General features: G+C 39.0%; 15 protein-coding genes. 14 read left to right on the plus strand and 1 reads right to left on the minus strand.

Annotated elements, in window-relative coordinates; translation table 11 throughout:
- Positions 1-43 precede the first annotated feature (43 nt).
- The 6 genes from holB to rsmI all read left to right on the plus strand — a co-directional run bounded on the left by holB (position 44) and on the right by rsmI (position 4,172).
- A complete protein-coding gene (holB, locus tag MHH87_RS00215) occupies positions 44-1,048 on the plus strand; it encodes a DNA polymerase III subunit delta' (protein ID WP_340747354.1) in 1,005 nt (334 codons plus the stop codon).
- The gene (locus MHH87_RS00220; protein ID WP_340747355.1) at positions 1,041-1,856 is read left to right on the plus strand and encodes a PSP1 domain-containing protein; all 816 of its coding nucleotides are present in this window, start codon (positions 1,041-1,043) and stop codon (positions 1,854-1,856) included. The genes holB and MHH87_RS00220 overlap by 8 nt, the downstream gene beginning before the upstream one ends.
- Positions 1,857-1,880: 24 nt before the next feature.
- Positions 1,881-2,240: a DNA replication initiation control protein YabA gene (gene yabA / locus MHH87_RS00225; RefSeq protein ID WP_340747356.1), complete on the plus strand. Its 360-nt coding sequence runs from the start codon at positions 1,881-1,883 to the stop codon at positions 2,238-2,240.
- Between the two features lie 66 nt (positions 2,241-2,306).
- Positions 2,307-3,056, plus strand: coding sequence for a tRNA1(Val) (adenine(37)-N6)-methyltransferase (locus tag MHH87_RS00230; RefSeq protein WP_340747357.1), 750 nt, complete (start codon positions 2,307-2,309; stop codon positions 3,054-3,056).
- Positions 3,040-3,303, plus strand: a complete 264-nt coding sequence (locus tag MHH87_RS00235) for a GIY-YIG nuclease family protein (protein WP_340747358.1) — start codon at positions 3,040-3,042, stop codon at positions 3,301-3,303. The genes MHH87_RS00230 and MHH87_RS00235 overlap by 17 nt, the downstream gene beginning before the upstream one ends.
- The gene (gene rsmI, locus MHH87_RS00240; RefSeq protein WP_340747359.1) at positions 3,300-4,172 is read left to right on the plus strand and encodes a 16S rRNA (cytidine(1402)-2'-O)-methyltransferase; all 873 of its coding nucleotides are present in this window, start codon (positions 3,300-3,302) and stop codon (positions 4,170-4,172) included. Before MHH87_RS00235 ends, rsmI begins: the two co-directional genes overlap by 4 nt.
- 192 nt (positions 4,173-4,364) lie before the next feature.
- Here rsmI and MHH87_RS00245 read toward each other — a convergent pair whose 3' ends face one another.
- Positions 4,365-4,649: an AbrB/MazE/SpoVT family DNA-binding domain-containing protein gene (locus MHH87_RS00245; RefSeq protein WP_340750836.1), complete on the minus strand. Its 285-nt coding sequence runs from the start codon at positions 4,647-4,649 to the stop codon at positions 4,365-4,367.
- A 322-nt stretch (positions 4,650-4,971) separates the two neighbouring features.
- On the opposite strand from MHH87_RS00245, the gene metG reads away from it, so the two are divergent.
- From metG to ispE, 8 genes are all read left to right on the plus strand, one after another.
- Positions 4,972-6,960 carry a methionine--tRNA ligase gene (gene metG, locus MHH87_RS00250; protein ID WP_340750838.1) on the plus strand — a complete coding sequence of 663 codons (1,989 nt, stop codon included), beginning with the start codon at positions 4,972-4,974 and terminating at the stop codon, positions 6,958-6,960.
- 258 nt (positions 6,961-7,218) lie between these two features.
- On the plus strand, positions 7,219-7,989 hold the full coding sequence (locus MHH87_RS00255; RefSeq protein ID WP_340747360.1) for a TatD family hydrolase: 771 nt from the start codon (positions 7,219-7,221) through the stop codon (positions 7,987-7,989).
- Positions 7,990-8,209: 220 nt separating this feature from the next.
- Entirely contained in the window at positions 8,210-9,415 is a 1,206-nt protein-coding gene (locus tag MHH87_RS00260; RefSeq protein ID WP_340747361.1) for a ubiquitin-like domain-containing protein, read from the plus strand.
- 199 nt (positions 9,416-9,614) lie between these two features.
- A complete protein-coding gene (gene rnmV, locus MHH87_RS00265) occupies positions 9,615-10,181 on the plus strand; it encodes a ribonuclease M5 (protein ID WP_340747362.1) in 567 nt (188 codons plus the stop codon).
- On the plus strand, positions 10,174-11,061 hold the full coding sequence (gene rsmA / locus MHH87_RS00270; RefSeq protein ID WP_340747363.1) for a 16S rRNA (adenine(1518)-N(6)/adenine(1519)-N(6))-dimethyltransferase RsmA: 888 nt from the start codon (positions 10,174-10,176) through the stop codon (positions 11,059-11,061). Before rnmV ends, rsmA begins: the two co-directional genes overlap by 8 nt.
- Before the next feature lie 149 nt (positions 11,062-11,210).
- Positions 11,211-11,468: a biofilm formation stimulator Veg gene (gene veg, locus MHH87_RS00275; RefSeq protein ID WP_340747364.1), complete on the plus strand. Its 258-nt coding sequence runs from the start codon at positions 11,211-11,213 to the stop codon at positions 11,466-11,468.
- Positions 11,469-11,689: 221 nt separating this feature from the next.
- On the plus strand, positions 11,690-11,875 hold the full coding sequence (locus MHH87_RS00280) for a small, acid-soluble spore protein, alpha/beta type (protein WP_340747365.1): 186 nt from the start codon (positions 11,690-11,692) through the stop codon (positions 11,873-11,875).
- Positions 11,876-12,155: 280 nt separating this feature from the next.
- Entirely contained in the window at positions 12,156-13,022 is an 867-nt protein-coding gene (ispE, locus tag MHH87_RS00285) for a 4-(cytidine 5'-diphospho)-2-C-methyl-D-erythritol kinase (protein ID WP_340747366.1), read from the plus strand.
- Positions 13,023-13,151 lie beyond the last annotated feature (129 nt).

Consider the following 13,151-nt stretch of genomic DNA (forward strand, 5'->3'; position numbering starts at 1 on the left):
GGGATTTTTTCTAAAATAGCAATATCTGAAAAAGGTGAACGAAATGGTACGTACAGTGGACGAGCTAAAAACACTACAGCCTGTAGTCATGAAGCAGCTGCAAACGATTATTGAAAAGAATAGAATGGCACACGCATACATTTTTGATGGCGAAAAAGGGACCGGTAAACGTGATGTAATGACATTTTTTGTTAAGCTCGTTTTATGCGAAAATCCGTCGGGAAATGTTCCATGTGAAACATGTCGAAATTGCAAACGTGTCGATTCAGGTAACCATCCGAATATTCAACAAATTGAACCGGACGGGCAGTTTATTAAAATCGACCAAGTTCGGGACCTTATTGCTGAAATGATGATGACTGGTGTAGAGGCAGGGAGAAAAATTTACGTACTGCATCATGCAGACCGTTTAAATGTCGCTTCTGCTAATATGTTACTGAAGTTTTTAGAAGAACCAGATGGCGAAGTAACAGCGATTTTGCTTACTGAACAAATTCAATCAATTTTACCGACGATTCGTTCACGCTGCCAGCATATAAAGTTTGCTAAAATGCCAAGGCCACTACTCGTAGAATATTTAGTCGGGAACGGTGTAACCAATTCAATGGCGTGCACAGTAAGTATGGTCACGAATGAGCTCGAAACAGCGATTTCTTTAGCAAATGACGAGCAGTTTGCACATGCGAGAAAAACAGTGTTAAAATTAGTAGAGACACTTCATAAAAATGTTCATGAAGCTATGCTTATTATCCACGAGGAATGGCTTCCTACATTTAAAGAAAAAAGCAATATGGAGCAAGCACTGGATTTATTATTGTTTGCTTATCGTGACATGGTGGCGATTAAAGCCAACCCTGAAGCAATTTGTACATATCCTGATATGTATCAACGTTTCAATGAAATGGCCCTGCGCTCGACTTATGAACGTTTGTCTAGTCAAATGCAAGCCGTTTTACAAGCGCGTGCGTCTCTGCAACGTAATATGAATCGCACGTTATTGATGGAGCAGCTAATGCTGAATCTGCAGGAGGGATATACATTTGTATAATGTAGTCGGAGTTCGCTTTAAAAAGGCGGGTAAAATATATTATTTTGATCCAGCAGCATATATACTCGAGGTAGGTGAGTATGTCATTGTTGAAACGGCTCGCGGTATTGAATACGGGAAAGTCGTCGTTCCAATGAGACAAGTAGGAGAAAACGATGTTGTTTTACCGTTAAAACATGTAGTTCGCCCTGCTGATGAACGCGATCGTATTCAAGTAGATGAAAATCAATCCGAATCAAGGCGTGCCTTTGATTTAGCGAATACTAAAATTATCGAGCATAAATTAGAAATGAAGCTCGTTGATGTGGAATATACATTTGACCGAAATAAAATTATTTTCTATTTCACAGCTGAGGGACGCGTTGACTTCCGTGAATTAGTAAAAGATTTAGCATCGGTCTTTCGAACACGTATTGAACTGCGTCAAATTGGTGTACGCGATGAGGCCAAGTTATTAGGTGGCATTGGACCATGTGGCCGTATGTTATGTTGCGCAACATTTTTAGGCGACTTCGATCCAGTATCGATTAAAATGGCGAAGGACCAAAACTTATCATTAAACCCAACGAAAATTTCGGGTCTTTGTGGTCGTCTAATGTGCTGTTTAAAGTATGAAAATGATGATTACGAAATTGCTAAAGAAGGCATGCCGGATATTGGAGAGAAAACAATGACGCCGGACGGATTTGGTAAAGTCGTCGGCATCAATGTATTAGAGCGTTTAGTTCAAGTATATTTACAAGAACAAGAGCGTACAGTTGAGTATACGTTAGAAGAACTGTTACAATGTGAAAAAAATCTTATATAGATAGAGATTGATGGGGTGGCTTGAGTGAAGGACCGTAATTTCTTAGACACTGTTATGGAGTTCGAACAACAGCTTGAATCAATGCAGCAACAATTTAGTACGTTGAAACAATTTGTTGCGCATATGATGGAGGAACATCAGACACTTCAAACAGAAAACCTACACCTGCGTACGCGCTTAGAGGTGCTTTTAGCTAATGACACTGCGATATTAGAGAAAGTAGTAGAGCAGAAGAAAGCGTCGTTAGATATAGGAGAAGGATATGACAATTTGGCACGTCTTTATCATGAAGGCTTCCACGTTTGTCATGTACATTTCGGCGGCTCGCGTAAAGGTGAGGATTGCTTGTTTTGTCTATCATTTTTAAATAAACAAAATGGTTAAATACAAAGGCTGAATCCGAGGTTGTGGGTTTCAGTCTTTTGTTTTGGAGCATTGGAGGAAATAAATATGGAACAATGGTTACAGGGCGACGAACGACTTGACTATTTATTAGCAGAAGATTTACGTATTATTCAAAGTCCGTCTGTCTTTTCATTTTCATTAGATGCGGTATTATTATCGCGATTTGTACAAGTACCGAAGCAACGAGGACATATTGTAGATCTTTGTTCAGGAAACGGCGTAATTCCTTTGTTCTTGAGTGCGCGTACAAAGGCTAAAATTACGGGTGTTGAATTGCAACCACGCTTATATGATATGGCACAGCGTAGTATTGCTTATAATAAGTTAGAACAGCAAATTGATATGGTACTCGGTGACGTGAAAGACATTCCGAATACGCTAGGTATTGAAAAATACGAAGTAGTGACATGTAATCCTCCATACTTTTTGGCGAATGAGCTGAGTGATAAAAATGTGAGTGAGCATTATGCAATTGCACGTCACGAAATCCATCTTACACTAGAAGAAGCAATTGCTTCCTCCAGCCGTTTGTTAAAGCAGGGAGGGAAAGCTGCATTTGTCCACCGGCCTGGTCGCCTGCTGGATATCGTTACTGCAATGCGTGCGAATCGACTTGAACCAAAACGTATTCAATTTGTGTACCCAAAGCAGGGAAAAGAGGCGAATACCCTTTTAATAGAAGCAATTAAAGATGGCAAGCCAGATTTAAAAGTATTACCGCCATTATATGTGTATGCTGACAATGACGAATACACAGCTGAAGTGAGGGCGTTATTATATGGAAACAAAGAGTAGCCATTATTTTTATGTGCTCGAATGTAGTGATAGCACGTATTATGCTGGTTATACGAATAACTTAGAAAAACGTGTTGCAACACATAATGCAGGTAAAGGTGCTAAATATACAAGGGCGAGAAGTCCAGTTACCTGTGTTTACTACGAGACATTTGAAACAAAGCAAGAAGCAATGCGTGCCGAGTATGCATTTAAGCAACTACAACGCAGTGAAAAAATCCAGTATATGAGGAGGCAGAGTGTATGAAATCACAAAAAAGTAGCCAACATGAGCAAGGTAGCTGTTTATATTTAGTTGCAACACCAATAGGAAATTTAGAAGATATGACGGTGCGCGCGCTGCGAATTTTAAAAGAAGTAGATGTTATTGCCGCAGAAGATACGCGAAATACGAAAAAGCTTTGCAATTATTTTGAGATTTCAACCCCGCTTGTAAGTTATCATGAACATAATATTGAATATGGTGGGGAGAAGCTACTATCATATTTACGTGATGGGAAGTCGATTGCGCTCGTTAGTGATGCAGGACTGCCTTGTATTTCAGATCCGGGTGCTGATATCGTCGTGAAAGCAATTGAAGAAGAGTTTGCGGTTGTACCAATTCCGGGTGCGAATGCGGCATTAACAGCACTTATTGCCTCTGGTTTAGTTCCGCAGCCATTTTATTTCTTTGGGTTTTTAAATCGCAGTAAAAAAGAACGCCGCGCACAGCTAGAAAAGTTAGCGAAGCGTGAGGAAACAATGGTGTTTTACGAAGCACCGCATCGTATAAAGGAAACGTTAAAGGATTTAGAACTGGTTCTTGGCGACCGTAAAATTACACTGGCTCGTGAATTAACAAAGAAATTTGAGGAATTTCTGCGCGGTACGATTAGCGAAGCAATTTCATGGACAAATGAAAGCGAGATCCGCGGCGAATTTTGTATTGTACTGGAAGGAAATACATCAGGTGAAATCGAAGAAGATGAGATTGCCTACTGGACGGATATGACATTAGAAGAGCATGTGGACTATATAATAGAAGAAACTGCAATGAATTCCAAGGATGCCATTAAAGAAGTAGCAAAATTACGTAGTTTACCGAAGCGTGACGTCTACCAGGCATATCACCAATAAAGGTTAATAAGATTCATCTCGCCCCCAAAAAGGGTGAGAGGATGTCCTTTATTGCGTATTTAAGAAAGTTGGACTTGCTTAAATATCAAAAAAGGGGCTGCGCCAAAGAGAGATTTCTACTTTTAGCGCAGCCCTTTAATTGAAAAAAGGTGATACCTCAAAACGAGGTATCTCTTTTATACTGAAAAGTGCTTATTTTTTAAGGTTTGTTTGAATTTCTTTAACTAACATTTCTGCGCCTTCTGGGCTTAAAATTAATTTGCCCCCAACAAGACGGAAATTGTCATCAGAAACTTCGCCAGTTACAGCACAAGTCATATTGGGCATGTATTTTTTAAGAATGATTTTATCATCATCAACGTAAATTTCTAATGCATCTTTTTCAGCAATGCCTAGTGTGCGACGAAGCTCGATTGGAATAACTACACGACCTAACTCATCGACTTTACGAACGATACCTGTTGATTTCATGACAATGTTTCCTCCTAATTTTGGTGTTATAATAATTCGTCAAATTTCGACATCAAATCCTTGTCTATTTGGAATCATACCAAGTAATGACATAAACGTCAATAAATTAGCACTGATATATCCTAAAAGATAGAAATTTTTTTGTTATTAACCATTCAATAATAGATAAAAATAAAGATTTTTAATAATTTTAAGATGCAATAGTCTAAAAGTTCGAACAATTTACCAACAATTTGTTTGTTTATTTTTCGACAAAGGTATATTGTAATAATCTTTGATTGAAACAAATTTCGGACTTCGTTAGAATAAGAATTATACTGTGAAACAAATGGAGGCAGTTTACGTGAACGAACAAAAAACATTTTATATAACAACCCCGATTTATTACCCGAGTGGTAAGTTCCATATCGGAACGGCTTATACAACGGTAGCATCGGATGCGATTGCACGTTACAAACGATTACAAGGATTTGATGTACGTCTACTTACAGGTATGGATGAGCATGGACAAAAGATTCAAGAGAAAGCTGCTGAAGTTGGCAAGCATCCACAAGAATATGTGAATGAAATTGCAGATGCAGCGAAGCAACTTTGGGAACTAATGGATATTTCTTATGATGACTTTATCCAAACAACAGAAGCTCGTCATACAGCGAACGTTGAAAAGATTTTCCAAAAGTTTTTAGATAACGATGACATTTATAAAGGTGAATATGAAGGCCTTTATTGTGTACCTTGTGAGTCTTACTATACTGAGACGCAATTAGTTGATGGAAAGTGCCCGGATTGTGCTCGAGAAGTACAAACTGTTAAAGAAGAGTCCTACTTCTTTAATATGAAAAAATATGCGGATCGATTACTAGAATATTACGAAAATAATTTAGAATTTATTGAGCCAGAATCTCGTAAAAACGAAATGATCAATAACTTCATTAAACCAGGTCTTGAAGACTTATCGGTTTCTCGTACATCTTTCGATTGGGGGATTAAAGTTCCGGGTGATCCAAAGCATGTAATTTACGTATGGGTAGATGCATTATCAAACTACATTACATCACTTGGCTATGGTTCAGATAACGAGGAGCTATTTAATAAGTACTGGCCTGCAGATGTGCATGTAGTCGGCAAAGATATCGTCCGCTTCCATACAATTTACTGGCCAATTTTCTTAATGGCGCTAGACCTACCATTACCGAAGAAAATTTTCGCACATGGTTTCATTATGATGAAAGACGGCAAAATGTCTAAATCTAAAGGGAATGTTGTCTATCCAGAAATGCTAGTAGAGCGTTATGGCTTAGATGCAACTCGTTACTTCTTACTGCGCGAGCTACCATTCGGTCAAGACGGCGTGTTCTCACCAGAATCATTTGTAGAGCGTACAAACTTCGATTTAGCAAACGATTTAGGGAATTTATTAAATCGTACCATTTCCATGATGAACAAGTATTTTGACGGGGTGATTCCATCCGAAAATCTACAAGAAACAGAATTTGATGCAATGCTAAAAGCGCATGCAGAAAATGTCCGTACTAAATATGAAGAAAGTATGGAAAAGATGCAATTTAGCGTTGTGCTTGGCGAGCTGTGGTCACTGATTTCACGTACGAATAAGTACATTGATGAAACATCGCCGTGGGTACTGGCAAAAGACGAAGCGGATCAACCAAAATTAGCAGCAGTTATGGCCAATCTAGCCGAAAGCCTACGCCATATTGCAGTCATGTTACAACCATTTATGACAGCTACACCGAAGCGTATTATGGAGCAATTAGGATTAGATAATAAATTATTAGCATGGAATACAATTGAAACATTCGGAAATACTATACCAGTAAACATAAAAGTGGTAGAAAAAGGAGTTCCAATCTTCCCTCGTCTTGAAAATGAAGTCGAAATTGCTTATATTCGTGAGCAAATGCAAGCTTCTGTGAAAACACCGCAAGTGGAAGACAAAAAAGAACAAAAATTAACAGTTGAAACACCTGACACACCGGAAATTTCAATTGATGATTTTATGAAGATTGACCTGCGTGTAGCAACAGTAACTGCATGTGAACCAGTACCAAAAGCAAAAAAATTACTAAAGCTACAAGTGAATTTAGGGTATGAGCAACGCCAAGTTGTATCAGGCATCGCAGAGCATTACACACCCGAGCAATTAGTAGGTCAAAAAGTAATTGTGGTAGCGAACTTAAAACCTGTGACATTACGCGGAGAATTGTCTCAAGGGATGATTTTAGCGGGTTCTCATGATGGTATTTTAACGCTTGCAACAGTCGACTCAAACCTTGAAAATGGTGCCAAAATAAAATAAAATTCTACAAAAGCCTGTTGGACAACAACTGTTCAACAGGCTTTTCATTCTAAATATGAGAACAGCAGAATAAAATTATATCAACATAATATAACGTAAAATGTATTTAAATGGGAATGTAATAGTTATCCAGCATTATAAGTGGAAGTCATATGCGGATATAATGACAGATAAGATATAGTTTGTAATAGATTTGTAATAATACTGACAACTATGAAATGTTATTATCCAATACAATACCAGGTAGGAGAATGAAGTATGAGTACATTTATTGATACGCATGTGCATTTAAACGCAGATCAGTACGACGAGGACTTACAAGAAGTTATTGCGCGTGCTTTAGCAGCCAAAGTAGAAAAAATGGTCGTTGTTGGGTTTGACCGAAAAACGATTGAAAGAGCCATGAAACTCGCAGATGAATACGACTTTATTTATGCAGTGATTGGGTGGCACCCAGTAGATGCAATTGATTGTACGGACGAGGATTTACGCTGGATTGAGGAGCTAGCGGCTCATCCAAAAGTTGTCGGCATTGGTGAAACGGGACTAGATTATTACTGGGATAAATCACCAAAGGACATCCAGCAATTTTGGTTCCGTAAGCAAATTCATTTGGCCCAAAAATTAAATTTACCCATCATCATTCATAATCGTGACGCAACAGGTGATGTTGTGCGTATTTTACGTGAAGAAAATGCGGCAATTGTTGGTGGTATTATGCATTGTTACGGTGGAAGTGTTGAAACGGCACGCGAATGTATCGATATGAATTTCATGATTAGTTTAGGTGGGCCAGTAACATTTAAAAATGCAAAAATGCCAAAAGAAGTCGCAAAGGAAATTCCGCTCGAGCATTTATTAATCGAGACAGACGCACCTTATCTTGCACCTCATCCATACCGCGGAAAACGCAATGAACCATCATTTGTCCCACTAGTGGCAGAGGAAATTGCGCGGTTAAAAGAGTTGCCAGTTGAAGAAGTTGCTAAAGCTACGACTGAAAATGCGATTCGTTTTTTGGGTCTTTAAGTTAGCTGGAATTGCTTAAAGACATAAGTAAGCTATCATCTCGTCCTATTTTGGGTGAGATGAGTCTTTTTGAAAATAAATGTTTAGTGTGTGAAAGTGCCTCCAATACGAGCATCCAGCAGATTTTGTATACAAAGCTGTATTTTTTGGAAATAGCAAAACGGTTGACAGTATGAAAAGTAGTCCGTATAATCCAACGAGTATTAAGGAGGTGTTTTTCATGCCAAATAATTCCATGAAAAACTTGTCCCTAGGATCATTGAGGAGTAAGCAAACAGGTATAAGAATCGTATCTTTTGTCCTGTTTGTTTCAGTAATTACATTCGTTCTATTCCAGGGAACGAAAACTCCAATTGCGCTTTCTGCAAACGGAGAAATAACCGAGCTATCAACTCACGCAAACACGGTAGGCGAGCTTTTAGAAGCCCAAGACATAACCGTATCGAACTATGATAAATTATCACCCTCACTGAGCACCACGATCGTTAGTGGAATGACGATTGAATGGGAACAGGCAAAAGAAGTTACAATTTCAGTTGACGGAAATCAGTCAAATATATGGACAACTGAAAGTCTAGTGAAGAACATTTTGGAAGAAGCAAATATTGACGTAGCAGAGCATGATTTAGTATCACAGAGCTTAGGTACAGAGGTAGGAGCAGATAACAAAATCGATATTCAAAAAGCGTTTCAGTTAACGCTTGTCGATGGATTAAAAGAGAGACAAGTATGGTCCACTTCGACTACGGTCGCTAACTTTTTAAAACAACAAGGAATTCAGCTTCATGAATTTGATCGTGTCGAGAATAATTTGGAGGATGTTATCACTCCGAATGATAAAATCGCAGTTGTTCGCGTAGAAAAGGTTACCGATGTAGTGGAAGAATCAGTCGATTTCGCAGTTGAGAAGAAAAATGATTCTTCATTGCTAAAGGGCAAAGAAAAAGTAGTGACAAAAGGTAAAAATGGTATCGTTTCTCGCACATATGAGCTTGTGAAAGAGAACGGGAAAGTTGTTAAAAAAACATTAACAGCTGAAAAAGTAGTGATAGAACCAACAACAAAAGTAGTAGCAGTTGGAACAAGAGTAGTAACGGCAAGTGTATCTCGTAGTAATTCTGAATCCACATCGGGTGGCAAAGAATTTTATGTGACGGCTACTGCGTATACGCCATATTGTACAGGATGCTCAGGGATATCGGCGGCCGGTGTGAACTTACGCGCGAATTCGGATATAAAACTAATTGCGGTAGATCCAAATGTGATTCCTTTAGGAACAAAAGTATGGGTTGAAGGCTATGGCTATGCAGTTGCAGGCGATACTGGTGGCGCCATTAAGGGCAATAAAATCGATATTCTAGTACAAACGAAGACGCAGGCCCAAAGCTGGGGTCGTAAAAAAGTACGAATTAAAGTATTAAATTAGGTGGAAATTGGTGTTGTTGTTTCGCTGAATTTCACATGTGTTTTCCAAAATGTATAGTATGTCTTCCTGCTGTAGACTGACAGTAGGGAGGCTTTTTTTGTTTTCAAGATGAAGGTATACATAGAACGCTTAGCTCGGGATGAATCGGGTTAGTTATGGTAAAATGGCTGAAGACAGGTGAAGAAAAGAGGAACGGCTTTTGGATATACGAGAAATTATTGTGGTAGAAGGAAAAGACGATACAACTGCAATTAAACGTGCAGTTGGCGCAGATACTATTGAAACTAATGGCTCTGCTATTTCAGACGAAACACTACGTCGTATCGCTCATGCACAGGAAAAGCGAGGCGTCATAGTATTTACTGATCCGGACTATCCTGGCCGTCGAATTCGTGCCATTATTGAGGAACGTGTGCCGAGCGTAAAGCACGCGTTTTTAGCGAAAGCAAAAACAATCGCTAAAAACGGTAAAGGTTTAGGCATTGAGCATGCAAGTGATGCAGATATTCGTGAAGCATTGAAAAATGTTTATACACTGAATGAATCAAGTGTGTTTGCAGAACAAATCACTTTAGAAGATTTAATGATGGCCCGTCTTATTGGGCACCCGCAATCAAAAGCCCGCCGCACACGCATCGGGGAACTATTAAATATTGGTATAACGAACGGAAAGCAGCTGCATAAACGTCTAATTATGTTCCAAATTACAGTGAAGCAATTTGCCGATGCCGTTATGCAGTTAGATCAGGAGGAACAACATGTATAAAGATATCGCAACACCAATTCGAACGAAGGAAATTTTAAATAAATATGGCTTTGCATTTAAAAAGAGCCTAGGCCAGAATTTTTTAATTGATCCGAATATTTTACGTAATATTGTTAGTCATGCACAGTTAACAGAAGGCAGTGGAGCAATTGAGGTGGGTCCAGGCATTGGTGCATTAACAGAACATTTAGCGCGTATTGCAAAAAAGGTTGTCTCATTTGAAATTGATCAACGCTTATTACCGGTGCTTGAAGATACATTAAGTCCGTATAATAACGTGAAAATTGTACATTCTGACATTTTAAAAGCAGACGTTGAAAAGGTGATTGCTGAAGAAATGCCAGGTATTGAAGATATTATGGTTGTCGCAAACTTACCGTACTATGTCACGACGCCAATTTTAATGAAATTATTAAATGACCGTCTTCCAATCCGCGGCTTTGTCGTGATGATGCAAAAAGAAGTAGCAGACAGAATTACAGCAAAGCCAGGCACAAAAGCGTATGGTTCACTTTCAATCGCAATTCAGTATTATGTAACAGCAGAAATTGCAATGGTCGTGCCAAAAACGGTATTCATGCCGCAGCCAAATGTAGATTCCGCTGTCATTCGTTTAATTAAGCATGATGCACCACCTGTAACGGTGATTGATGAGGACTTCTTATTTGAGGTAACGCGTGCATCATTTGCACAGCGCCGTAAGACAATATTGAATAATTTACAAACAGGGTTACAAAACGGTAAAAAAGAGAAGCAACTTGTTTTAGCTGCACTTGAAGCTAGCGGAATTGACCCGACTCGCCGTGGCGAAACATTATCTATTCAAGAATTCGGAAAATTGGCTGATGCATTATACCCAAATTTTTGCAAACGTCAATAATAAGAACGTTAATTCACGATAATAAAAAAAACAAATTTTTTTTTACTAAAAAAAAGTTGACGCGTTATTTATGTGGTGATAAAATATTATATTTTATTGACAAATACCCAAATTGAGTGTACACTGTTAATTAGTGAGGTGTATGCGAAATGCCAAAAACGTTAGCTGACATTAAAAAGTCGTTAGATTGTCATTTGGGTAAACGTTTGCAATTAAAAGCAAACGGTGGTCGCAAGAAAACGGTTGAGTGTGAAGGTGTCCTAAGCGAAACCTATCATGCAGTATTCGTCGTTGAACTTAATCAAGAAGATAACGCATGTAAACGCGTTTCTTACAGCTACACAGATATATTAACAGAAGCAGTAGAGATTACTTTTTTAGATGATGTAGTTGCTATCGTCAAATAGTTTCTAGTACTTATTTATAATTTTTGAAAACACTCATCTAGGTGAGTGTTTTTCGTTTTCTAGTGCATACTAATGGTGTCAACCGATCTTTTGTAAATTGTTTAGGCACGCGCTCTACACCTTCGAGCGAAAGGTTAAATGACACTTTCATTTCGATCCCGTAAGTAGCGGTTAGGTGTAAATGAGCGCAAATACCTTTTCATATGAAGGAGGTTCTCTGCATGGCGAAAAAAGGAATCATGTCGAATCGTCTGAAGGAAGAGATAGCAAAAGAACTCGGATTTTATGATGTCGTCGAACGTGAAGGCTGGGGCGGTATTAAAGCTCGTGATGCAGGAAATATGGTCAAGCGTGCAATTGAATTGGCCGAGCAAGGCTTAGCGCAACAATCAAACCGACAGAAATAACAAAAGTAGGTTGACGCATAGAGCGATAAAATTCGACTACTTCGGATTTTATCGTTTTTCTTTGTGGATAAGCTAGTGTAACTTTTCTATCCACATAAGTAAGGACTTCAACGCGCCATATTTTGGGCCAGGTGTGTCTTTCTAATCATTAAAATTTCCCCCCTGCTACAAAAAAATCAAATAGTTTGAGCAAGATGTCATCACTTTACTGTGGTAAAATAGGGGACAATAACATTGAAAGTGCATTCGTAGTGCGCGCCTTAATATAGGGGGAAATGACATGCTTTACGTAAAAGCGCCAGCAAAAATTAATTTAACATTAGATGTATTATATAAACGTCCAGATCATTATCACGAAGTTGAAATGATTATGACGACAGTTGACTTAGCGGATCGAATTGGTTTAGAGCCGCGTAAAGACGGCTTAATCAAAATCATTTCAGCGGATCGATTTGTGCCAGATGATGAACGAAACTTTGCATACCAAGCAGCTAAGCTATTAAAAGATACATACGGCATTGACGAAGGTGTATCGATTACAATCGAAAAAGAAATTCCGATTGCTGCCGGACTTGCTGGGGGAAGTAGTGATGCGGCAGCGACATTACGCGGATTAAATGAGCTCTGGGAGTTGAATTTATCTGTAGATGAGCTGGCCGAGCATGGGGCGAAAATTGGTTCAGATGTTCCGTTCTGTGTATATGGTGGAACAGCGCTAGCAACAGGGCGCGGCGAAAAGATTCAAAAGCTACCAGCACCGCCTACTTGTTGGGTTGTGCTTGCAAAGCCAAAAATCGGCGTATCGACGGCGGACGTATATGGCGGTTTAAAGCTAGAAGGGATCGAACATCCAAACACTAAGCAAATGATTCAAGCAATTAAAACGAATAGCTACGAACAGCTTTGCCAATCATTGGGAAATGTTCTTGAAACTGTAACATTTAATTTGCATCCCGAAGTAATTATGATTAAAGAACAAATGCACCGTTTCGGAGCAGATGCTGTTCTTATGAGCGGTAGCGGTCCGACGGTATTTGGACTTGTTGATAACGAGGCAAGGGTTGGCCGCATTTATAACGGATTACGCGGTTTTTGTGAAGAAGTTTATGTAGTACGCATGTTAGGGGATCGAAATCCACTTGCCTAAATGCGTACATTTATGGTAATTTACCTAATAAATATTCGTGTTTTATCTAGACATTCGCGTCACATCCATGAATCGGGGCTAAACGATGTTAGCTATGTTGCCTTTATGACTAGGGTACGTCGTTTTTGC

The organism is Solibacillus sp. FSL H8-0538 (assembly GCF_038003525.1).
Lineage (GTDB): Bacteria > Bacillota > Bacilli > Bacillales_A > Planococcaceae > JBBOPI01.